Genomic DNA, 20,613 nt, shown 5'->3' with positions numbered 1-20,613 from the left:
GGGTGCCCGCCGGCGCCCCCCCCCCGGCGCCCCCCCCCCGCCCCCCCCCCCCCCCCCCCCCCCCGGCCGCGGTCTCGTCCGCGCCGTCCTGCGCGACGTCGCAGCCGAGGATGTCGTAGCCCTTCCCGGCCAGCGCCGCGCAGGTCGCGCGCCCGATGCCGCGCCGCGCGCCCGTGACCAACGCAACCGGCCTCATGATCCGAAAATCTCCCGTGCCATGATGACCCTCTGGATCTGGTTGGTGCCTTCGTAGATCTGCGTGATCTTCGCGTCGCGATAAAGCCGCTCCACCGTCACGCCGCGGATGTAGCCGGTGCCGCCATGGATCTGCACGGCATCCGCGGTGCGTGCCACGGCGGCGTCGGCGGCGAAGCATTTCGCCATGCTGGCTTCCAGCGTCGCGCGCTCGCCGCGGTCCATCTTCCGCGCGGCGTCCTGTACCATCAGCCGCGCGGCATGCGCATCCTTCGCCATGTCCGCGATCATGAAGCGGATCGCCTGCTGCTCCGCGATCGGGCGGCCGAACTGCACGCGCTGCTTCGCGAAGGCGATGCTCTCCTCCAGCGCGCGCTGCAGGATGCCGAGCGCCAGCGCGCCGATGCCGATGCGGCCCTTGTCGAGCACCGACATCATCATGTGGAAGCCGCGCCCTTCCGGGCCGAGCAGCGCCGTCCCCGGCAGCTTCACATCCTCGAAGCGCAGCCCGCCGACTGGGGAGGCGCGCTGGCCCATCTTGTGCTCCGCCCGCAGCCGCTCCACCCCGGGGCCGCGCAGGTCCACGAGGAAGATGGACATGCCGCGATGCCCCGCGGTGGGATCGGTGCGCGCCAGCACCGCGGCGAAATCCGCGCGCGGCGCCATGTGGATCCACATCTTCTCGCCCGTCAGGCGCCAGCCATCGCCGTCGCGCAGGGCCGTCGCCTTGAGGTTGGCGAGGTCGGAGCCGGCCTCGGCCTCGGTCAGCGCATAGGCGCAGCTGCGTTCGTAGCGCAGCAGCGGCGCCAGGTATTCCGCCCGCTGCGCCTCCGTCCCGTGCTCCGACAGCAGCGTGCCCAGCAGCTCCACCAGCCCGACCTGGTCCGCGACGCTGGCGTAGCCTCGGGAAAGTTCCTCCATCACGACGGCGTAGGCGAGCACGCCGGCCTCGGCGCCGCCCATCGCCTCCGGCACGGTGATGCCGAGCAGGCCGAGCTTCGCCAGCGCCTGGTAGATGTCGCGCGGGAAGGCCTCGGTCTCGTCGAGCTCGGCGGCGCGCGGCGCCACCGCGGTCTCGGCGAAGCGGCGCGCGGTGTCGCGCAGCGCCGCCAATGCGCCCTCATCCGTCACGGCATCCTCCTCCACCGGCCGCAGCATGGCGCCGGCCGCGGATCAGCGCCAGACGCCCGGGCGCACCGCGGCGGCGGTCAGCACGCCATAGGCCGTGATGCCGAGCGCGACGGCCAGGAACTGTCCCTCCAGCCCCATCGGCCCGGCGAGCAAGGCGCCGCCGCCCACCGCGATGGCGAAGCGCGCCACCGCACCGGCCACCGGCCAGCGCATCCGGCCGGCGCCCTGGGAGGCGAAATACATCGCCATCCCGGCGCCGAAGGCGGCATAGGCCGGCGCGATCACGCCGAGAGCGCGGGACGCGATCGCGACGACCTCGGCGTCGTTCGTGAAGGCGCGCGCGAAGGCCTCGGGGAACAGCCAGACGGCCAGGCCGCAACTCCCCGCGAGCAGGAAGGCGAGCCCGCCGCCCGTCCAGGCCAGGCGCCGCGCCTCCGCCCAGTCGCCGGCGCCGGCGGCGCGGCCGACCAGCGCGGTCAACGCCGACCCGATGCCGAAGGCCAGCGGGATCATCAGGAACTCGAGCCGCGCCGAGATGCCATAGGCCGCGACCACGGCCGGCCCCAGCGGCGCGAGCTGCGCGGTGACCATGATCGTCGTGAGGTTCGCGATGGCGGCAAGCCCGCAGGCGACGAGCCCGACCGAGAGGATGCGCTGGAACATCGCGGCCGAGGGCGCGATGCGCAGCCGGGGCGCGAAGCCGGCGCCGCCGCGCAGCACGACGAGGCCCATCGCCAGCGCCGCCACCCAGAACACCGCGGCGAAGGCGGCGCCGAGGCCCGCGAGACCCATGCCGGCGGGCTCCACCAGCAGCCAGGCGAGCGGCGGATAGGCCGCCCAGGCGATCAGGAGCACGCGCGCCGCCAGCGCATGCCGCCCGCCGCCGCGCAGCACGGAGGCGAGCGTGTTCGCCAGCCAGGCCGGCAGTGCGCCCGCGCCGAACAGCCACGTGGCATAGGGGGCTGCGGCCTCCGCCGCTTCCGGCCCGCCGACCCAGCCCAGCACCGTGCGCGGCGCGAAGGCGAGTGGAAGCGCGAAGAGCAGCGCGGCCACCAGGGCGATCAGCCCGGCATGCAGCACCAGCGCGGCCGCTTCCTCCCGCCGGTTGCCGCCCAAGGCGCGCGCGACGGCGGCCGAGACGCCGCCGCCCATCGCGCCCGCCGACATCATCTGCATCAGCAGCGCGAAGGGCAGCACCACCGCCCAGCCGGCCAGCGCCGCCGTGCCCTGCCGCGCGGCGAGCCAGGTCTCGAAGAGCTGCGCGATGACCTGCAGCACGGAGACGAGCGCGGTCGGCGCGGCGAGCGCGAGGATCGCGCGGAGGCGTCGGCGCATCAGGCGGGCGGGACGGGCATGGCGCGACGATGGACCGGGCGCGCGCGGCTGCAAAGCCGCCGGCTTGACCGGGCGGGATCGGCGCGCCCTGATGCGATGCGGTCGCAGGGGACATCTTCATGACGGACAGCGGTGCTCTGGCGAACATCGCCGCTGCGGTGGAGGCCGGCTTCGACCGGCAGGTCGCTTTCCTTGCGGAGCTGGTGAAATTCCCCTCCCTGCGCGGCAACGAGGCGCCGCTGCAGGACTGGTTTTCCCGGGAAATGGCGGCGCGGGGCTATGCGGTGGATCGCTACACGCTCGCCGATGTGCCGCTGGCCTCGCATCCGAAGGCCGCGCCGATGGTGGAGGCCGATCCGGCATCCAGCGTGCAGGTCGTGGCGGCGCATCGCGCGCCGAACCCCGCGGGCCGCAGCCTGATCCTGCAGGGCCATATCGACGTGGTGCCGGAAGGCCCGGCGGAGATGTGGACGCATCCGCCCTATGCGGCGGTGATCCGCGACGGCTGGATGTATGGCCGCGGCGCGCATGACATGAAGGCGGGCGTCGCCTGCATGGTCTTCGCGATGGATGCGATCCGCGCGGCGGGCTTCGCGCCGGCGGCCGATGTCTACATCCAGACCGTGACGGAGGAGGAAAGCACCGGCAACGGCGCGCTTTCGACCCTGATCCGCGGCTACCGCGCCGATGCCTGCCTGATCCCGGAGCCGACGGGCCACACCATCACCCGCGCGCATACCGGCACCCTCTGGTTCCGCCTGCGCGTGCGCGGCGTGCCGGTGCATGTCGCCGTCGCGCAATCCGGCAGCAACGCGATCATGTCGGCCTTCCACCTGATACAGGCGCTGCAGGCGCATGTCGCGCGGCTGAACGCGGCGGCGAAGCAGGACGCCTGGTATCGGGACATCCCCGATCCGCTGAAGTTCAACCCGGGCATCATCCGCGGCGGCGACTGGGCGTCCTCCACCCCCGCCTGGTGCGAGGTGGATTGCCGCATCGGCCACCTGCCCGGCACCGACCCGAAGGAGGCGATGCGCGCGGTGGAGCGCGTGGTGGCGGAGGCCGCGCGATCCGACCTGTTCCTCGCCAACAACCCGCCCGAGGTGGTCTGGACCGGCTTCCAGACCGACGGCTTCGTGCAGGAACCGGGGACGGAGGCCGAGCGCGTGCTGGGTGCAGCGCACCAGGCCGTGCACGGCGCGCCGATGCAGGAACGCCGCTCCACCGCGGTGAACGACACGCGCTACTACGGCATCGACTACGGCATGCCGGCGCTGTGCTACGGCCCGAAGGGGGAGGGCGCGCACGCCTTCGACGAGCGCACCTCGCTGCCCGACCTGAAGCTCTGCACCCAGACCATCGCCCGCTTCATCGCCGACTGGTGCGGCCTGCGCGCCGCCTAGAGATAGCCGCGCCGCCGGTCCTGCTCCGTCGCCTCCGCGCGGCGCTGGCCCGGCGGGCCGAAGCCGCCGCCGCCGGAGGTCTCGAGCCGCACCACGTCGCCGCGCACCAGCTTGAGATTGTCGGTCTTGGGCGGGATCGGCGTCTCGGCGCCGTCCCGGCGCAGCACCAGCACGCCCTTGGCCGCCGCCCCGCCGCCGGCCAGGCCGTAGGGCGCGTGGTCGAAGCGGTCCATGTTGGCGGTGAAGAAACAGGCCGGGCTGTCCACCCGCCATTCGCGCACCAGGCCGAGCCCGCCGCGGAACTGTCCCCCGCCGCCGCTGCCGTTCCTGAGCGCGTAGCGCAGCACGGTCAGCGGCAGCTGCGCCTCGATCATCTCGACGGGGATGTTGGCGTTGTTGTGCATGCCGGAGGCGAAGGCGTTGACGCCGTCCTTCGCGGGATGCGCGCCGGAGCCGCCGATCTCGATCTCCACCAGCACCTCGCGCGCGCCGCCTTCCGCCACGGTCTGGAAGGTGGTGACGTAGCTGTTGCCGTAATAGGCGGCGGGGATCATCGCCGGCACCGCCTGGTGCAGCGCGCCCATCATCGCGTTCAGCAGCCGGTGCGTGGCCGCGATGCGATGCGCGACGGGCGCGGGATGGCGGGCGTTCACCACCAGCCCTTCCGGCGCGATCACGCGGATCGGGCGGTAGCAGCCGGCGGACATGTGCAGCGAGGGATCGGCGCAGCACATCAGCGCGAACATCACCGCCGCGTTGGTGCTGGCGAGCGTCGCGTTGATCGGCCCGGCCACCTGCGGCGAGCAGCCCGACACGTCCACCACCGCCTCGTCGCCGGCGATGGTCAGCTTCACATGCAGCCGGATCGGCTTGCCGAGCTCGATGCCGTCATCGTCCAGGAAATCCTCGAACTCATAGGTGCCGTCGGGCATGCGGGCGATGGCGGCGCGCATGCCGGCCTCGCTCATCGCGAGGATGCGCTGTCCTGCCTCCACCACCGCATCGGCGCCGAAGCGGCGTGCCAAGCGCGTGATCGCCGCCGCGCCGACCTCGAGGCTGGCGAGTTGGGAGGCGAGGTCGCCGAGCAGCAGGTCCGGCTTGCGGACGTTCTGGCGGATCATCGCGAAGACCGCCTCGTTGCGGACGCCGCGCGCGATCAGCTTCACCGGCGGGATGCGCAGCCCTTCCTGGAAGATCTCGAGCGCCTTGGCGGCATAGCTGCCCGCGGCGAGGCCGCCGACATCGATGTGATGGCAGAGCGTGCCGACGAAGGCGATGCGGCGGCCTTCGTGGAAGACGGGGCGGAAGGCCAGGATGTCCGGCAGGTGCTGGCCGCCGCAATAGGGGTCGTTGAAGATGACGACGTCGCCTTCCTCCCACGCATCCGGCGGCACGTATTCCGCCAGCAGCGTGCGCAGCGCATGCGTCATGGAGTTCAGGTGGCTCGGGATGCGCGCGGATTGCGCGAGGTTGTCGCCATCCGCGTCGAAGACGGCGGTCGAGTAGTCCAGCAGCTCGCGCACGATGGTGCTGCGGCTGGTGCGCCAGATCGTGACATCCATCTCCGCCGCCGCCGCGGTCAGCGCGTTGCGGATGACCTCGATCTCGATGGGGCCGAGCGTGGCGTCCGGCATCAGGCGATCCTCCGCGCGACCAGCGCGCCATCCGCATCGGCCTCGGCCCGCCAGCCGGCCGGCAGCACATGGGTGGCGAAGGCTTCCTCGATGATCGCGGGGCCGGCGACGGGCGCGCCGGGCCGCATCGCCTCGCGCCGCCACACCGGCCATGCCGCGACGGCGCCCGCGCTCCACACCTGCCGCGTGCCGGCGGGCGCGGTGGCTTCGGGCCAGGGCGGCGGCGCTTCCTCGGGCTTGTCGAGACGGCCGATGGCCGTCGCACGCAGGGTCACGATCTCGACCGTCTCGCCTTCCGCGGCGTAGGAAAAACGTGCGCGGTGCTGCGCATGGAAGCGCGCGAGCAGGGCAGGGAGGTCGGGCGCTTCCGGCCAGGGAACAAGCAGCTCGAAGGCCTGGCCGCGGTAGCGCAGGTCGGCGGCGATCTCGACCGCGCGCTGCGCCGGCGGCACGCCATCCTCGTCCAGCCGCTGCAGCGCCTCGGCGCGCAGCCCTTCCAGCGCGGCGGCGATCTCCGGCAGCGCCGCCTCCTCCGCGACGCACAGCCGCGACCGCGCAAGGTCCTGCACCAGGTCGGAGAACAGGATCCCGTAGGCCGAGAGCGTGCCGGGCTCGCGCGGGAAGATCACTTCCGACATGCCGAGCTCCTCCGCCACTTCCGCCGCATGCAGCCCGCCCGCGCCGCCGAAGGAGAGCAGCGCGAAGTCGCGCGGATCGAGCCCCTTCTCGAACAGGGAAAGCCGCACCGCGGCGGCGAGCTGCGCATTGGTCACGCGCAGGATCCCCTCGGCCGCCTCCGGCTGCGCCAGGCCGAGCGGCGCGGCGATGCGGTCCGCGATCGCCGTGCGCGCCCCCTCCGCGTCGAGCTGCATCGCGCCGCCCAGGAAGAACTCCGGATCGATGCGGCCGAGTGCCACATGCGCATCGGTCACCGTCGGTTCCGTGCCGCCGCGGCGGTAGCAGACCGGGCCCGGCCGCGCGCCCGCGCGGCGCGGGCCCGCCGTCAGGCGACCGGACGCATCCACCGACGCGATGGAGCCGCCGCCGGCGCCGATGGTGCGCATCTCCACCATCGGCAGGCGCACCGGCAGCCGGTCCACCTCGCCCTGGGTGACGAGCCCGATCCGGTTCTGCTGCACCACGGAGACGTCGAAGCTGGTGCCGCCCATGTCCACCGCGACCAGGTTCGGCCGGCCGAGACGGCGCGAAAGGCGCTCCGCCGCCAGCGCGCCGCCCGAAGGCCCGGAGAGCAGCAGCCGCGCCGGCTGTTCCGCCGCGCGGCGCAGGCTGCACATGCCGCCATTGGACTGCACCAGGAAGATGCGCGGCGCGAAGCCGCCCTCGCCGAGGCGCGATTCCAACCGGTCGAGGTAGCGCTTCACCACCGGCATCAGCAGCGCGTTCAGCACGGTGGTCGAGAGGCGCTCGTATTCACGGATTTCGGGGCTGACCTCCGAGGACAGGCTGACGGGCAAGCCGGGCAGCGCGCGCTCCACCGCGTCGCGCAGCGCCTGCTCATGCGCGGGATTGGCGTAGGCGTGCAGCAGGCCGATCGCGACCGCCTCCGGTTCGGCCGCGCGCAACCGCTCCAGCACGGGTGCGAGGCCGGTCAGCGCCTGTTCCACGCTGCCGTCGGCGCGCAGCCGTTCCGGCACGCCGAACCGAAGCTCGCGCGGGATCAGGCAGGGGAAGGGATCGGGGGCCAGCGCATAGATCTCGCGCCGCGCGTGGCGCGTGATCTCCAGCACGTCCTCGAAGCCCGCGGTGGTCAGCAGCGCGCCGCGTGCCAGCTTGCGCTCCAGCACCGCGTTCGTCGCGATGGTCGTGCCGTGCAGCAGCAGGCCGACATCGGCGAGCGCGAAGCCGAAGCGCTCCGCCGCTTCCCGCACGCCCGTGAGCAGGCCTTCCGAGGGATCGGCCGGCGTCGTCGGCGTCTTCCAGGCGAAGACGCGGCCCTGCCGCGCATCCAGGATCTGCAGATCCGTGAAGGTGCCGCCGATATCCACGGCGATGCGCACCGGGCGCGTTCCGCTCATCCAGCCATCCTGCCTCGTGCCGTCCCTCGCACTTGCCAGCATCGGCCCGGCTTGGCCAGGGGGGCCGCAGGTGGTCTAGGGTGCGGCGTCACGCCAGAGGGAGCCCCAGCGGCAGATCATGCGCATCGCGGTCCTGCAATTCACCCATGAGACGGTCACCTTCCTGCCCAACGACACCACGGAAGCCGATTTCCGCTATGCCGGCTCGCCCGCCGCCGGCGAGGCGCTGCTGGCGACGGACCCCAAGGGCTACATGGGCGGCTTCGTGCAGGTCGCGCGCGAATGGCCGGATGTGGAGTTGGTGGGCATCGAATCCCCGCTCTGGCCGAAGACCGGCACCGGATCGGGCTGGATCACCAACGAGGCCTTCGAGACCTTCGTCGGCAAGCAGATCGCCGAGATCCAGCGCCTCGGCCCCTTCGACGGCGCCTTCCTCGCGCTGCACGGCGCCGCGGGGGTGCGCGGCGTGCCGCGGCCGGAGGCGGAGGTGGCGAAGCGCGTGCGCGCGGTGCTCGGGCCGAAGGCGCCGATCGCCGCCACCTTCGACCCGCATGGCAACGAGGATGCGGAGTTCCTCCGCCACGCCGACATGGCCTTCTGCGTGAAGTATTTCCCGCATTACGACATGCACCTGCAGGGCGAGCGCGCGGCGCGCATGCTGGTGCGCGCGATCCGCGGCGACTACCGGCCGGAGACCGTCACCGTGAAGGTGCCGATCCTCGCGCCGACGGTGGTGATGTGGACCGGCGCCCCGCCCTGGTCCGACCTGGTGCAGCGCGCTTTGGTGTGGGAGGCGCGCGCGCCCGACACCTATGTCAACGTCTTCTTCGGCTTCCCCTGGTGCGACACGCCGGATGCCGGCATGTGCGTGCAGGTCACGACGAACGGCGATGCCGCGCTCGCGCGCCAGGTGGCGCAGGACATGGCGGACTGGATCTGGCGCCGCCGCGCCGAGCTGGTCCGCGGCACCACGCTGCACCGCATGGCGGACGGCGTCGCGCTGGCGAAGCGGGCCGTGGCGGAGAAGCGCGCGCCGGTGGTGCTGGCCGACTACAGCGACCGCTCCGGCGCCGCCACCTGGCTGCTGCGCGCCATCATCGAGGGCGACCTCTCGCGCACGCTGGTCGCGACCATTGCAGATGCCGACGCGGTGAAGGTGCTGGGGGGGGCGAAGCCCGGCTGGCCGGTGAACATGGAGGTCGGCGGCCGCCTCGCCCGGTCCGACGGCGATCCCGTGCGCATCGTCGGCACGCTGCTCGGCGTCGGCACGCCGACCACGCCGCGCGCCATGGGTGGCGGCGACCACTGGGTGATGGTTGGTTTCGGCGATGGCAACGTGCTGATCCTCAGCCCCTTCCTGGTGCAGATCACCGAGCCGAACGAGCTGTGGAACCTCGGCCTGAAGCCCGCCGATTTCGACGTGATCGCCATCAAGTCCCGCGCGCATTTCCGCCGCGGCTTCGACGACAGCGGCTTCGCGCCGACCATCCTGCTGGTGGAGCCGGACGAACCCTTCCTCGGCACCGCGCGGCTGGAGGCGCTGCCCTTCGAGAACCTGCGCTTGCAGGATTTCTACCCCTACGGCGATCCGTCCCCGCCGGTGGTGGATTAGACCAGGCGGGCGAAGGCTGCCCGCGCTGTCTGGTTCGGCGGATGCCGGCGCTGGCCGGCGTCACGAGTTCCGCGGCAGCAGCGGCGTCACCCGCTGCACCACCGCCGCCATCGCGGCTTCCGGCGTCTTCATGCCGAGCACCGCCGCTTCCGTCTCCTCCTTGAAGATGTCGCCGGCGCGCGGCGCCTCGTCGAAGGCGGGCAGCGGCACGCGCGCCACGCGCAGCACGCGGCGTTCCTGCTCGGCATAGGGGATGAGCTCGCGGAACTGCGGGTTCTCGTAGGTGGAGTTGCGCACCGGGCCGTTGCCGTTGAGCGCCGCGGCGGTCGTCGCCTGCTTCGTCAGCATCGTCTTGATGAAGGCCCAGGACAGGTCCTTGCGCTGCGCGTTGCGCGGGATCGCCATGCCCCAGAACTCGACCTTGGCCGGCGCGACCTCGAACCGGCTGCGCAGCGTCTCGGAGATCGGCACGGCGATGGTGTGGACCTTGCCCGGGAATTTGCTGCGCTGCGGGTCGTTGTAGATGCGGTTGCGCCCCATCGAGTTCAGCGCCATGGCGCCGCGCCCCTGCTGCATCCAGGTGTTCACGTCCTCGCTGGAGATGGTGGCGAAGTTGCGCGGGAAGGCGCCGGCCTGGAACAGCTCGCGCAGCATCCGCACGGCGTTCAGCATCGGGGGCTGGTCGGCGGTGCAGCGGAAATCCGGCGTGATGAAGTCGCCGTTCCAGGCGCGCGCCAGGTCGATCACGTTGGGATAGGTGACGCCCGGCATCACCAGGCCGGTCACCGGCGTGCCGTCCGCGCGGCGATGGCTGGCGCGCCGGGCGAAGTCCGCCATCTCCTCGATCGTCGCAGGCGGGCCGGAGATGCCGCGCTCGCCGAACAGCTCGGCATTGTAGTGCAGGCCGGAGGAGGCGTGGCGGAAGGGCATCGCCATCAGCGATCCGCCGACCTTGTAGCCCTCGATCAGGCCGGGGAAGACATCGGCGGGATCCTCGATCGGGTCACGCCGCATCCGCTCGTCCAGCGGCTCGAACAGCGTCGCCGCGCGCGGCGCGGAGGCGGGCGGCGGTCTCCTGCACCGCCTCGGACATCTCGTCGGCCGGAAGCCCGCGCGCCGCCTCCACCGTGCCGAGCTGCCAGATGAGGAGATGCGGGCGGAAGCGACCGGCCTCGGCGGCGATGATCCGCGCATGGTCGGCCGCCGTGGAGCCGCGCCGGCCGAAGGTCTCGAGCCGCACGACAACGGGGGCGAGACGCGCCGCGAGCCTCGCCTGCAGGCGGGCCGGCCAGGCCGCCTCGGGGCCCGACGTGCCGCCGCCGACCGTGGATGCGCTGCCGACCACCATGATCCGAAGCTCGCCACGGGCGATGGCGGCGAAGGTGCCGGGCAGCGGCGCGGACTCGGTCAGCTCGGGCGCCACTTCGCAGGCGGGTTGGGCCCGGGCCGGGGTCGCGACCAGCGACAGCCCCACCAAGGCGAGGGCCAGCAGCAGGGTCGCAGCCAAGCGGCGCATCGCCCTCATGGCGTAGCGGTCCCCGAGACGGGCGGCAAGCGGGCAGCTTGGGCCTTCCGCGGCTTCCCCTCCCCGCCATACCAGGCCGAGATGGCGCCCACCGTCATCAGCGCCGCCAGCCCGGCGAGGTTGACCGCGACCTGCATGGGCAGCCCCGCCGAGACCTCGATGGCAAGCCGCCCGAGAAACGAGAGAAAAATGCCGGAACAGAAGACCGGCAGGCTCTGCTGGCCCATCAGCACGAAGGGCGCGGCCAGCCGGCCTGTGAGGAAGCGTGCCTGCGCTGGCATCAGATGCGCCACCAGCCAGGCCAGCAGCAGCACGGTGGCCAGCCGCGCCGGGTGCAGGCCGGTCTTGTCCACCCCGGCGAGCCAGCCTGCGAGCGCCGCGGGCGGTTCCCAGCCGCGCGCCGGGCCGTGCCAGACGAGGTTCAGCAGCACCGCCACCCCGATCAGCGCCAGTATCGCCAGCGCCGCCAACCAGCGGTTCCACGGGAAGCGCCGCGCCAGCCAGGCCGGGTCGGCGCGCGCCAGCACCACGCCGATCGCGAACAACAACTGCCAGGCCAGCGGGTTGAAGAACCATTCCGCATCGCCCCAGCCGGGCGGCGCCAGGTCCAGCACGCGCGCGATGAGATAGAGCCCGAGCGACAGACCCAGCAGCAGCAGCGGCCGCGCCACCAGGGGCAGCGCCAGGGCGAACATCGCCAGCACGGCGATGTAGAGCGGCAGGATGTCCAGGAAATGCGGCTGATAGCGCAGCAGCAGCGCCTCCAGCATGGCGCGGTAGGGCTCCTGGCCGAAGGGATCGAGGGCGAGCTCGTCCAGATAGGCGGCGTGATCCAGCAGCGCCGCCGAATAGCCCACCTGCGCGGTGAAGACGACGAAGAGGAAGATGTGCGCCACGTAGAGCGTGCCGACCCGGCCCGCCACCCGCGCCGCCGCGGGCGCCCAGCCCTCCCGCTCCAGCAGCCGGCCATAGGCCAGGCCCGAGGCATAGCCGGCCAGCAGCACGAAGACCTCGGTGGCATCCATCAGGGCCACGTTGCGCAGCGTGAGCTTGCCGAGCAGATTGCCGGGCGTGTGGTCGATGAAGATGAACCAGAGCGCCAGCCCCCGGACGAAATCCACGCGCAGGTCGCGCCCGGGCCGGACGAGGGAGGAGATGGCGCCAAGCATGTCCGACCAGCTTCGCGGAGCAGGGGGCCATGGCGCAAGCCTCGCCTGACGAACTTCTGCGCGAGGGTGCGGCGCGCCACGCGCGCGGCGACCTGGACGGCGCGGCGCGGCTTTATCGGAAGGTGCTGGCGCAGCAGCCGCGGAACGCCAATGCGCTGAACCTGCTCGGCATCCTGGCGCGGCAGCGGGGCGACACCGCGCGCGCCCTGGAGCTTTCCGCCCGCGCCGTGGCCGAGCGACCGGACAGCCCGATCTTCCTGGCCAATCACGGCGCCGCCCTGGCCGAGGCCGGGCGGCTGGCCGAGGCGGTGGCGGCGTTGCGCGCGGTGCTGGCGCGCCGGCCGGACGATGCGATCACGCTGCGGAACCTGGGCCAGGCGCTGACGGCGGCCGGCGATCCGGCCGGCGCGCTGGCGCCGCGGCGCCGCGCCGTGGCGATCGCGCCGGACTCGCCCGAACCCTGGCTCGCGCTGGCCCATGCCCTGCGCGAGGCGAAGGACCCCGGCGCGGCGGAGGCAGCGCGCCGCGTGCTGGCGCTACCGGCGCCGGCGCCGCTGCTGGCGCAGGCGCGCTTCCTGCTCGCCGGCCTCGGCGAGGAGGCGCCGCCGGACCGCGCACCGTCTTCCTATGTCCGCGAACTGTTCGACCAGTATGCGCCGCGCTTCGACGCCGAGCTGGAGGGACGCCTCGGCTACCGTACGCCGGCGCTGCTGGCGCAGATGCTGCGGGATGCCGGCGTCGCGGCGGACCGATCGCGGCGCGTGCTCGACCTCGGTTGCGGCACCGGCCTCTCGGGCGTGGCGCTGCAACCCTTCGCGAAGCGGATGACGGGCCTCGACCTGTCGCCGCGCATGCTGGCGGAAGCGGGAAGGCGCAAGCTCTACGACGCGCTGGAGGAAGCCGACCTGCTGGACTGGCTGCCGCGCCAGCGCGGGCGCTTCGACCTGATCGCGGCGGCGGATGTGCTGAACTATCTCGGCGACCTCGCGCCCGCGCTGCAGGGCATCGCCGGCGCGCTCGCGCCGGGCGGCCTCGCCGCCTTCAGCATCGAGGCCGGCGAAGATGCGCCCTTCGCGCTCGGCACCGGGCTGCGCTACCGCCACGATCCCGCGCATGTGGCCCGCCTCGCCGCCGCCTCTGGCCTGGCGGAGATCGCGCGGCAGGAGACGGTGCTGCGCAAGGAGAAGGGCGCGCCGGTGCGCGGGATCCTTTTCGTCCTACGCCGCGAGTGAGCGCGCGATCGCGCTGACATCCGCCGCCGCGGCGCTGGTCGGGTGGCGGGTCAGCAGCGGCGTCTGCGCGCGGATCGCCTCCGGCACCTTCGCGTCGCGCCGTATGTGGCCGCCCTGCGCCAGGCCGCGCCCGAGGAAGCGGCGCGTCGCCGCTTCCAGCGCGCCATGCACGCGCTGCGCCGCGACGGCGCTCGGCGCGAGGTTCACGACAAGGCGCGGCGTGCGCTCCGGCGCGTCGCGCGCCAGCAGCTTCAGCACGGCATAGGCGTCCGTCAGGCTGGTCGGCTCCTCCGTGGCGAGCACCAGCGGGATGTCGGCGGCGGCGAGCAGGCTGCGCTGGGCCGCGCCGACGCCCGCGCCGATGTCGAGCACGACATGCTGGAAGCTGCCCGACAGCTCCCGCGCCAGCGCCCGCACGGCCGCGCGTTCTTCCGCGCCGAGCTCGGCCAGCGCGCCGGAGCCGGAGCGGCCGGGCAGCAGGTAGAAGCCCGCGGCATGCGCGATCAGCGCCGTCTCGGCTTTCGCACGGCCGGCGAGCACGGTGCCGAGATCCTGCCTGGGCGCGAGTCCGAGCTGCACATCGGCATTGGCGAGGCCGAGATCGGCATCCAGCAGCACGACGCGCCGGCCGAGCTGCGCGAGCGCATGCGACAGGGTAATGGCGAACCAGGTCTTGCCCACGCCGCCCTTGCCCGACGCCACCGCGATCACCTGCGCCGTCACGACACCCCCTGCGAAAGCCGCTGCGCGAGCCAGGCCGGCGCCAGCGGCGTCAAGCCGTCCGCCACATCCATGCCGGTCCCGGCCTCGGTGAAGGCGAGGTCGGCGGCCGCTGCGGCGGCAAGCACCCCGCCCAGGCGCCGCGCCGCATCGAGGCGCGTCGGCAGCAGGTGGCGGCAGCCGAGCAGATGGAAGGCACGCGCCGTCTCGGCCGCTTCCTCCGCATCCAGACCGGCCGGCAGCACCAGCACCGGGCTGCCGCGCGCGGCCTCCACCAGCGCGGCGTGACGGCGCGCCGCGGCATCGTCGAAGGGATCGCAGCCGGGCAGGTCTACCAGCGCCGGCTGGGCCGCGGTGCGGCGCGCCAGCGCCTTGGCCAGCGCGGCGGGTGAGTTCGCGATGGCCAGCGGCAGATCGAGCACGCGCGCGAAGGCGGCAAGCTGTTCCGCCGCACCGGCGCGCCGCCCATCGGCGGTGATCAGCAGGGGCTTCGCGCCGCCGAGCACGAAGCGCGTGGCGAGCTTCGCGCAGCTCGTCGTCTTGCCCGCGCCGGGCGGGCCTGAGAGCAGCAGCGGCGCGCTGCCCAAGGGCAGTGCCTCGAACCGGAAGGTTCGGCCGATCGCGGCTTCCAGCGTGCCGCCCGCGAGGCGCTGCGCCAGCGCGAGGGGCAGGTTGTGGCGGCGCAGCGCGGCGGGGATGGCGGCGGCGTGTGGCGCGTCCGGCGCGATGACCAGCGGCTCGTCGTCGCCGCTTTCCAATGCGGCGGTGACCTCCACGCTGCCGGCGACATGCCGCGTGCCGAGGATCACGGCCTCCTCGCCGAGCTCGGCGCGCAGAGTCGCCATCGCCTCGCCCATCCGCGCCGCGCGTATTGTCCGCAACCTCATCCCGCGACGGTCCCGACGGTGCGGATGCGCGCGCGCGGGTGGATCTCGGCATGGGCGAGCACGACCGTCTGCGGGCGGAAGCGCTCCACCACCGCGCGCACATGCGCGCGGATGCCGCCCGAGCAGACCAGCACCGCCGGCTCGCCCTGCGCGCTGGCCGCATCGAAGGCCGCGCGCATCGCCGCCATGAAGTCCGACAGGCGCGACGGCGCCATGGCAAGCTGCTTCTCCTCGCCCGGACCGACCAGCGATTCCGCGAAGTCGCGTTCCCATTCCGCGGCGAGCGCCACGATCGGGATCGCGCCATGCGGCGCGCGGGCGGCATCGCTGATCTGCCGCGCCAGCCGCGCCCGCACCGTCGCGACGATTCCCGGCAGGCTGCGCGTGCCGGAGGCCGCCGCTTCCTGGATGCCTTCGAGGATGGTCGGCAGGTCGCGGATGGAAACGCGCTCCGCCAGCAGCGCCTGCAGCACGCGCTGCACCGTACCCATGCTGGCCTGCGCGGGGATCAGGTCGGAGACGAGGCGCCGATGCTCCGGCGGCAGCTCGTCCAGCAGCTTCTGGGTCTCCGCGAAGGAGAGCAGCTCCGGCATGGTGTCGCGCACGATCTCGGTCAGGTGCGTCGCCAGCACGCCGGCGGAATCCACCACGGTGCAGCCCAGCGCCAGCGCTTCCTCGCGCCGCGATTCCTCGATCCAGGCGGCGGGCAGGCCGAAGCTCGGCTCCTGCACGCGCTCGCCCTGGATCGGCGGCGGGTTGCCGGACGGATCGATGGCGAGATGCAGCGGCGGCTTCAGCACGCCGCGCCCGGCCTCGATCTCCTTCACGCGCACCACATAGGTGTCGGGCGGAAGCTGCAGGTTGTCCTGGATGCGCACGGAAGGCAGGACGAAGCCCATCTCCTGCGCCGTCGTGCGACGCAGCGCGCGGATCTGCTCCGACAGCCGCGGCGCGTCGCCGGCGGCGAGGCTGAGCAGGCCGTAGCCGAGCTCCAGCCGCAGCAGGTCCATCTTCAGCGCCTCGGCCGGCGGCGGCTCCCCCGGCGCGGGCGGCGGCGCGGCGGCCTCGGCTTCCTTGCGCTTGTCGGCGCGCCACTGCTCCCGCGCCAGCCAGGCGGCCGCGCCGGACAGGCCGAGGAAGGGCAGCAGCGGCATGCCCGGCAGCAGCGCCATGAAGCCCGCCGCACCGGCCGCGAGCGCCAGCGGCTTCGCCCCGCCGAGCTGCAAGGCGAGCGCCTTGTCCGCGCGGCCTTCGACGCCGCCCTTCGTCACCACGATGCCCGCCGCGACCGAGACCAGCAGCGCCGGGATCTGCCCGACCAGCCCGTCGCCCACGGTGAGGAATGAGAAGGTCGTCACCGCCTCACCGAAAGGCATCCCGTGACGCATCGTGCCGATGGCGATACCCGCCAGCAGGTTGATCAGCGTGGTGACGAGGCCCGCGATGGCATCGCCGCGCACGAATTTCGCGGCACCGTCCATCGCGCCGTAGAAGCTGCTCTCCTCCTCCAGTTCCTTGCGGCGGGTGCGCGCCTCCGCCTCCGTCACCAGGCCAGCGGAGAGATCGGCGTCGATCGCCATCTGCTTGCCCGGCATCGCGTCCAGGCTGAAGCGCGCGGCGACCTCCGCGATGCGGCCGGAGCCCTTGGTCACGACGACGAAGTTCACCACCAGCAGGATCGCGAAGACGATCAGCCCCACCAGCACGTCGCCGCCCATCAGGAAGCCGCCGAAGGCCGAGATCACCGCGCCCGCCGCCTGCTCCCCCTCATGGCCGGAGGTCAGGATGGCGCGCGTGGTCGCGACGTTCAGCGCCAGGCGGAGCAGCGTCGCCAGCAGCAGCACCGTGGGGAAGGCGGTGAAATCCAGCGGGCGATGCATGAACAGCGAGACCATCAGCACCAGCACCGAAGCGGTGATGGACAGCGCAAGCCCCATATCCAGCAGCCAGGGCGGCAGCGGCACCACCAGCACCGCGACCAGCAGCACGACGCCGAGCCCGAGCGCCACGTCGCCCGAGGGCTTCGCGAGGCCGACCCAATGCGGCAGGACGATCGTGCGCATGCGTCAGCTGTAAGGCATCGGGATCGGCGCCTGGCCCGGCGCGGGCGGCACCGCGATTCCAGCGGCGCGGTATTCCTGCAGCTTGTTGCGCAGCGTGCGGATGGAGATGCCGAGGATCTCGGCCGCACGCGTGCGGTTGCCGAGGCAGTGCGAGAGCGTCTCAAGGATCAGCTCCTGCTCCACCTCTTCCACCTTGCGGCCGACCAGGCCGGTGACGCGCGGCGTCGCCGTCGGATGCGCGGCGAGCGCGACGGGCTCCGCCTCCGGCGCGCGAGGCGGCGTCAGCTCGATGGCGTCCAGGCCGATCTCCGCGCCTTCGGCCAGCAGCACCGCGCGATGCATGCAGTTCTCCAGCTCCCGCACATTGCCGGGCCAGGGATGCGCGGCCAGCGCCGCGCGCGCCTGCGGCGAGAGGCCGCGCGGCGGCAGGCCGTTCGCGCGGGCGTAGCGCGCGCCGAAATGCTCGGCGAGCGGCAGGATGTCGGCGGGCCGGCCGCGCAGCGGCGGGATGTGCAGCGCCAGAACGTTCAGGCGGAAATAGAGATCCTCGCGAAAGCGGCCCTGGGCGACGGCCGCGGCCAGGTCGCGATGCGTCGCCGCCAGCAGCCGCACATCCACCTTCACCGGCGCCGTCCCGCCCAGCCGGTCCACCTCCCGCTCCTGGATGACGCGCAGGATCTTGGCCTGCAGGCGCGGATCCATCTCGCCGATCTCGTCGAGCAGCAGCGTGCCGCCATCGGCCTGCTCGAATTTTCCTTTCCTGGCCGCCACCGCGCCGCTGAAGGCGCCCTTCTCATGGCCGAAGAGTTCGCTTTCGAGCAGCGTCTCCGGCAGCGCCGCGCAGTTCAGCGCGACGAAGGGCCCGCGCGCACGGCGGCTGAGCGCATGGATGTGCCGCGCCAGCACCTCCTTCCCGGTGCCGCTTTCGCCCGTGATGAGAAGGCTCGCTTCAGCGCGCGCCAGCTGGGCGGCGCGCGCCAGCAGCGTGAGCATCGCGGCATCGCGCGAGATCGGGCCTTCGGGCGCAGGCTCCGCGCCGGCGGCTTCCAGCATGGCGACGATCAGGTCCGCATCGGGCGGCAGCGGCAGGAAGTCGCGCGCGCCGGCCTCGATGGCGCGGACGGCGGCATCCGCATCCTCGGCATGGCCGCAGGCGACGACGGGGCACGCGATACGCTCGGCTGCCAGCGCCTGCACCAGCCAGGCGACATCGTGGCGCAGATCCACCAGCGCGAGGTCGGCCCCTTCCGCGCGCAGCCGGCCGAGGCCCGCCGCGACGCCTTCCGCATGTGCGAGCTTCGCGCCGCGCGCGATGGCCACGCGCGCCGCGGCGCCAAGCTCGCCCTCGAGCGAGCCGACGATGAGCAAACGGGACATCACTGCCCCCCGCGATCGGCCTTGACGATCTCGGTCATCGTCACGCCGAGCCGGTTGTCGTCCACCATCACCACCTCGCCGCGCGCGACCAGGCGGTTGTTGACGTAGATGTCCACCGCCTCGCCCAGTTTGCGATCGAGCTCCACCACCGCGCCGCGGCCGAGCTTGAGCAGCTGGCTCACCTGCATCGTCGCTCGGCCGAGCACGGCGCTGACCTGGACGGGAATGTCGTAGACCGCGTCCAGGTCGCGCTGGCCCGGCTGCGCGCCGCCCTGCTGCGCCTCCGTCACCGGGACCGGTTCGAACCCTTCCTCGCCGCTCATGCGTCCTCGCTCCCGATCTTGAATCCGGCGGCGCGCAGCGCGTCGCGCACCGCCTGCCGCCGCGTTTCCAGCGCCACCAGGCAGGCGCCGTCGCGCCAGGCGATGCGCGCGTCGCCGTCCGGCAGGCTGTCGTCGCCCTGCACCGCGGGTCCCTGCGGCAGGCGCTGCGCGACGCTGTCCACCAGCGCCGGCGCAACGAAGATCGTCGCCTCCGGCCGGTCGGCCAGCGCAGGCAGCAGCGCCGCGGCGACGCGCGCGATCAAGGGCGCCCCGCAGCGCGCCGCCTCGGCCGGCAACGCGGCATCCATGGCGGCGAGCAGCGTGGTGGCGAGCGCATCGGCCGCGTCCTCCGCGGCAAGGCGTCCGCGCTCCGCGGCCTCCTGCAGCGCGGCCGAAACCTGCGCGAGGCTTCTCCCGATGGCGGCCTGCTGCGCGGCGGCCTGGCGGCGCAGCCCTTCCTCCAGACCCTCGACGAAGCCGCGGGCGTGGCCCTCCGCATCGCCCTCCTCGCGCGCCGCCTCCAGCAGCGCGGGATCGGGCAGCGGCGGCGCGTCCACCGGCGGCGGGCGCGACAGGTCCGGCAGCGGCAGCGCGAAGGCGGAGAGGCGGTGCGCGGTCCTCATGCGATCATCTCGTCCTCGCGCCCGTCGGCCAGCTGGATCTGGCCCTGCGCGGCCAGGTCCTTGGCCTGCGCGACGATGGTGGCCTGCGCCTCGTCCACGTCGCGCAGTCGCACCGGGCCGAGCGCCGCGAGGTCGTCCTTCAGCAGCTTCGCCGCGCGTTCCGACAGGTTGCGGAAGAACATGTCGCGCAGGTTCTCGGATGCGCCCTTCAGCGCCAGCACCAGCTTGTCCTTCGGCACGCTGCGCAGCAGCACCTGGATGCCCGCCTGGTCCAGCCGCTGGAGGTCGTCGAAGGTGAACATCAGCGCGCGGATCTTCTCGGCGCTCTCGCGGTTGCGTTCCTCCAGCGCGGCCAGGATGCGCGTCTCGGCGGCGCGGTCGAGATTGTTGAAGATCTCCGCCATCACCTCATGCGCGTCGCGGCGCGAGCCGCGGGCTAGGTTCGACATGAACTCCAGGCGCAGCGTGCGCTCCACGCCCTCCAGCGCCTCCTTCTGCACCGTCTCCATGCGCAGCATGCGCATCACCACTTCCATCGCGAAGGCCTCCGGCAGCAGCGCCAGCACGCGCGCGGCGTGATCGGGGCGCACCTTGGACAGCACGACGGCGACGGTCTGCGGGTATTCGTTCTTGAGGTAGTTCGCGAGCACCGCCTCGTTCACGTTGCCCAGCTTGTCCCACATGGTGCGGCCCGCGGGACCGCGGATCTCCTCCATGATCTGCTGCACGCGCTCCTTCGGCAGCGTCTTCAGCAGCAGTCGCTCGGTCACCTCGAAGGAGCCGACGAGATGCCCGGTCTGGCCGAGCGCCGCGGTGAATTCCCGCGCCACCTCCTCCACCTGGCCGGACGGCACGGTGCCCAGCGCGGCCATCGCGATGGACAGGTCGCGGATCTCGTCCTCATGCAGCAGCGCGAAGACCTTGGCGGCCTGCTCCTCCCGCAGCGCCAGCATCAGCGTCGCGGCCTTCTGCGGCCCGGTCAGTCCCTTGCCATAGGCCATCAGTCGTCGTCCTGCGGCGTGAGCCAGCGGCGCAGCACCGCCGCGCTCTGCTCGGGATTGGCGTCCACCAGATCGGCCAGCGCCTGCAGCGCGGAGGCGCGCATCTGCCCGTCCACCCGTTCGACATGCACCATCCGGTCGTCCGCCGGCGCGCCGCCTTCCGCGGTCGCGCCAGGCAACGCCGCGGTGGCTGCGGCACCAAGCGCGGCCGGACCGCCGCCGGGCAGCGCGCCCTCCGCCTCCATGCCGCCCGGCAGCGCGCCGATCCCGGCCGCGGCCCGCGCCGGCGGCGGCGCCCGCGCCCCCCCCCGCCGCCCCCCCCCCGGCCGGGCGGGCCGGCGGGGCGC

At 73.2% G+C, this 20,613-nt stretch carries 18 protein-coding genes and 1 pseudogene; 3 read left to right on the top strand and 16 right to left on the bottom strand.

Features of this window, described 5'->3' with window-relative positions; genetic code table 11:
• The 3 genes from AC1MIR_RS21635 to AC1MIR_RS21625 all read right to left on the bottom strand — a co-directional run.
• The coding region (locus tag AC1MIR_RS21635) for an SDR family NAD(P)-dependent oxidoreductase (protein WP_480030258.1) at window positions 1-196 on the bottom strand (196 nt) is incomplete at its 3' end.
• Window positions 193-1,353, bottom strand: coding sequence for an acyl-CoA dehydrogenase family protein (locus AC1MIR_RS21630; protein ID WP_480030257.1), 1,161 nt, complete (start codon window positions 1,351-1,353; stop codon window positions 193-195). The genes AC1MIR_RS21635 and AC1MIR_RS21630, both read right to left, overlap by 4 nt.
• A gap of 15 nt (window positions 1,354-1,368) precedes the next feature.
• Window positions 1,369-2,661: an MATE family efflux transporter gene (locus tag AC1MIR_RS21625; protein WP_480030256.1), complete on the bottom strand. Its 1,293-nt coding sequence runs from the start codon at window positions 2,659-2,661 to the stop codon at window positions 1,369-1,371.
• 119 nt (window positions 2,662-2,780) lie between these two features.
• Between AC1MIR_RS21625 and AC1MIR_RS21620 the strand changes: the two genes are divergently transcribed.
• The gene (locus AC1MIR_RS21620) at window positions 2,781-4,064 is read left to right on the top strand and encodes an ArgE/DapE family deacylase (RefSeq protein ID WP_480030255.1); all 1,284 of its coding nucleotides are present in this window, start codon (window positions 2,781-2,783) and stop codon (window positions 4,062-4,064) included.
• Here AC1MIR_RS21620 and AC1MIR_RS21615 read toward each other — a convergent pair.
• Window positions 4,061-5,698, bottom strand: coding sequence for a hydantoinase B/oxoprolinase family protein (locus AC1MIR_RS21615; RefSeq protein WP_480030254.1), 1,638 nt, complete (start codon window positions 5,696-5,698; stop codon window positions 4,061-4,063). The genes AC1MIR_RS21620 and AC1MIR_RS21615 overlap by 4 nt on opposite strands.
• Window positions 5,698-7,734 carry a hydantoinase/oxoprolinase family protein gene (locus AC1MIR_RS21610; RefSeq protein ID WP_480030253.1) on the bottom strand — a complete coding sequence of 679 codons (2,037 nt, stop codon included), beginning with the start codon at window positions 7,732-7,734 and terminating at the stop codon, window positions 5,698-5,700. The genes AC1MIR_RS21615 and AC1MIR_RS21610 overlap by 1 nt, the downstream gene beginning before the upstream one ends.
• Before the next feature lie 118 nt (window positions 7,735-7,852).
• Between AC1MIR_RS21610 and AC1MIR_RS21605 the strand changes: the two genes are divergently transcribed.
• Window positions 7,853-9,346, top strand: coding sequence for a M81 family metallopeptidase (locus AC1MIR_RS21605; RefSeq protein ID WP_480030252.1), 1,494 nt, complete (start codon window positions 7,853-7,855; stop codon window positions 9,344-9,346).
• Between the two features lie 60 nt (window positions 9,347-9,406).
• Here AC1MIR_RS21605 and AC1MIR_RS21600 read toward each other — a convergent pair whose 3' ends face one another.
• The 3 genes from AC1MIR_RS21600 to AC1MIR_RS21590 are packed head-to-tail and all read right to left on the bottom strand — an operon-like array spanning window position 9,407 to window position 12,040.
• Window positions 9,407-10,360: an extracellular solute-binding protein gene (locus AC1MIR_RS21600; protein ID WP_480030251.1), complete on the bottom strand. Its 954-nt coding sequence runs from the start codon at window positions 10,358-10,360 to the stop codon at window positions 9,407-9,409.
• Window positions 10,350-10,853, bottom strand: coding sequence for an SGNH/GDSL hydrolase family protein (locus AC1MIR_RS21595; RefSeq protein ID WP_480030250.1), 504 nt, complete (start codon window positions 10,851-10,853; stop codon window positions 10,350-10,352). Before AC1MIR_RS21595 ends, AC1MIR_RS21600 begins: the two co-directional genes overlap by 11 nt.
• A 14-nt stretch (window positions 10,854-10,867) precedes the next feature.
• Window positions 10,868-12,040, bottom strand: coding sequence for an OpgC family protein (locus AC1MIR_RS21590; protein WP_480030249.1), 1,173 nt, complete (start codon window positions 12,038-12,040; stop codon window positions 10,868-10,870).
• A gap of 29 nt (window positions 12,041-12,069) precedes the next feature.
• Between AC1MIR_RS21590 and AC1MIR_RS21585 the strand changes: the two genes are divergently transcribed.
• The gene (locus AC1MIR_RS21585; RefSeq protein ID WP_480030248.1) at window positions 12,070-13,272 is read left to right on the top strand and encodes a class I SAM-dependent DNA methyltransferase; all 1,203 of its coding nucleotides are present in this window, start codon (window positions 12,070-12,072) and stop codon (window positions 13,270-13,272) included.
• On the opposite strand, the gene AC1MIR_RS21580 is transcribed toward AC1MIR_RS21585, so the two are convergent.
• From AC1MIR_RS21580 to AC1MIR_RS21545, 8 genes and pseudogenes are all read right to left on the bottom strand, one after another.
• Window positions 13,258-13,995 carry a nucleotide-binding protein gene (locus AC1MIR_RS21580; protein ID WP_480030247.1) on the bottom strand — a complete coding sequence of 246 codons (738 nt, stop codon included), beginning with the start codon at window positions 13,993-13,995 and terminating at the stop codon, window positions 13,258-13,260. The genes AC1MIR_RS21585 and AC1MIR_RS21580 overlap by 15 nt on opposite strands.
• A complete protein-coding gene (locus AC1MIR_RS21575; protein WP_480030246.1) occupies window positions 13,992-14,837 on the bottom strand; it encodes a flagellar biosynthesis protein FlhF in 846 nt (281 codons plus the stop codon). The genes AC1MIR_RS21580 and AC1MIR_RS21575 overlap by 4 nt, the downstream gene beginning before the upstream one ends.
• Before the next feature lie 38 nt (window positions 14,838-14,875).
• Window positions 14,876-16,942 carry a flagellar biosynthesis protein FlhA gene (gene flhA, locus AC1MIR_RS21570; RefSeq protein WP_480030245.1) on the bottom strand — a complete coding sequence of 689 codons (2,067 nt, stop codon included), beginning with the start codon at window positions 16,940-16,942 and terminating at the stop codon, window positions 14,876-14,878.
• A 3-nt stretch (window positions 16,943-16,945) separates the two neighbouring features.
• The gene (locus tag AC1MIR_RS21565; protein ID WP_480030244.1) at window positions 16,946-18,319 is read right to left on the bottom strand and encodes a sigma-54-dependent transcriptional regulator; all 1,374 of its coding nucleotides are present in this window, start codon (window positions 18,317-18,319) and stop codon (window positions 16,946-16,948) included.
• Entirely contained in the window at window positions 18,319-18,642 is a 324-nt protein-coding gene (gene fliN / locus AC1MIR_RS21560; RefSeq protein WP_480030243.1) for a flagellar motor switch protein FliN, read from the bottom strand. The genes AC1MIR_RS21565 and fliN overlap by 1 nt, the downstream gene beginning before the upstream one ends.
• Window positions 18,639-19,265 carry a FliH/SctL family protein gene (locus AC1MIR_RS21555; protein WP_480030242.1) on the bottom strand — a complete coding sequence of 209 codons (627 nt, stop codon included), beginning with the start codon at window positions 19,263-19,265 and terminating at the stop codon, window positions 18,639-18,641. Before AC1MIR_RS21555 ends, fliN begins: the two co-directional genes overlap by 4 nt.
• On the bottom strand, window positions 19,262-20,266 hold the full coding sequence (gene fliG, locus AC1MIR_RS21550; protein ID WP_480030241.1) for a flagellar motor switch protein FliG: 1,005 nt from the start codon (window positions 20,264-20,266) through the stop codon (window positions 19,262-19,264). The genes AC1MIR_RS21555 and fliG overlap by 4 nt, the downstream gene beginning before the upstream one ends.
• A pseudogene (locus AC1MIR_RS21545) lies at window positions 20,266-20,613 on the bottom strand (hypothetical protein); the annotation flags it as partial. The gene fliG and the pseudogene AC1MIR_RS21545, both read right to left, overlap by 1 nt.

It is taken from the genome of Falsiroseomonas sp. RANM36, assembly GCF_056682175.1.
This window is presented reverse-complemented; position numbering and strand designations above follow the sequence as displayed.

Excerpts from the sequence above, each read along its gene's own strand:
- AC1MIR_RS21630 (WP_480030257.1), bottom strand. The coding sequence starts at position 1,353 with ATGCTGCGGCCGGTGGAGGAGGATGCCGTGACGGATGAGGGCGCATTG.
- AC1MIR_RS21625 (WP_480030256.1), bottom strand. The coding sequence starts at position 2,661 with ATGCGCCGACGCCTCCGCGCGATCCTCGCGCTCGCCGCGCCGACCGCG.
- AC1MIR_RS21620 (WP_480030255.1), top strand. The coding sequence starts at position 2,781 with ATGACGGACAGCGGTGCTCTGGCGAACATCGCCGCTGCGGTGGAGGCC.
- AC1MIR_RS21615 (WP_480030254.1), bottom strand. The coding sequence starts at position 5,698 with ATGCCGGACGCCACGCTCGGCCCCATCGAGATCGAGGTCATCCGCAAC.
- AC1MIR_RS21610 (WP_480030253.1), bottom strand. The coding sequence starts at position 7,734 with ATGAGCGGAACGCGCCCGGTGCGCATCGCCGTGGATATCGGCGGCACC.
- AC1MIR_RS21605 (WP_480030252.1), top strand. The coding sequence starts at position 7,853 with ATGCGCATCGCGGTCCTGCAATTCACCCATGAGACGGTCACCTTCCTG.
- AC1MIR_RS21600 (WP_480030251.1), bottom strand. The coding sequence starts at position 10,360 with ATGCGGCGTGACCCGATCGAGGATCCCGCCGATGTCTTCCCCGGCCTG.
- AC1MIR_RS21590 (WP_480030249.1), bottom strand. The coding sequence starts at position 12,040 with ATGCTTGGCGCCATCTCCTCCCTCGTCCGGCCCGGGCGCGACCTGCGC.
- AC1MIR_RS21585 (WP_480030248.1), top strand. The coding sequence starts at position 12,070 with ATGGCGCAAGCCTCGCCTGACGAACTTCTGCGCGAGGGTGCGGCGCGC.
- AC1MIR_RS21575 (WP_480030246.1), bottom strand. The coding sequence starts at position 14,837 with ATGGCGACTCTGCGCGCCGAGCTCGGCGAGGAGGCCGTGATCCTCGGC.
- flhA (WP_480030245.1), bottom strand. The coding sequence starts at position 16,942 with ATGCGCACGATCGTCCTGCCGCATTGGGTCGGCCTCGCGAAGCCCTCG.
- AC1MIR_RS21565 (WP_480030244.1), bottom strand. The coding sequence starts at position 18,319 with ATGTCCCGTTTGCTCATCGTCGGCTCGCTCGAGGGCGAGCTTGGCGCC.
- fliN (WP_480030243.1), bottom strand. The coding sequence starts at position 18,642 with ATGAGCGGCGAGGAAGGGTTCGAACCGGTCCCGGTGACGGAGGCGCAG.
- AC1MIR_RS21555 (WP_480030242.1), bottom strand. The coding sequence starts at position 19,265 with ATGAGGACCGCGCACCGCCTCTCCGCCTTCGCGCTGCCGCTGCCGGAC.
- fliG (WP_480030241.1), bottom strand. The coding sequence starts at position 20,266 with ATGGCCTATGGCAAGGGACTGACCGGGCCGCAGAAGGCCGCGACGCTG.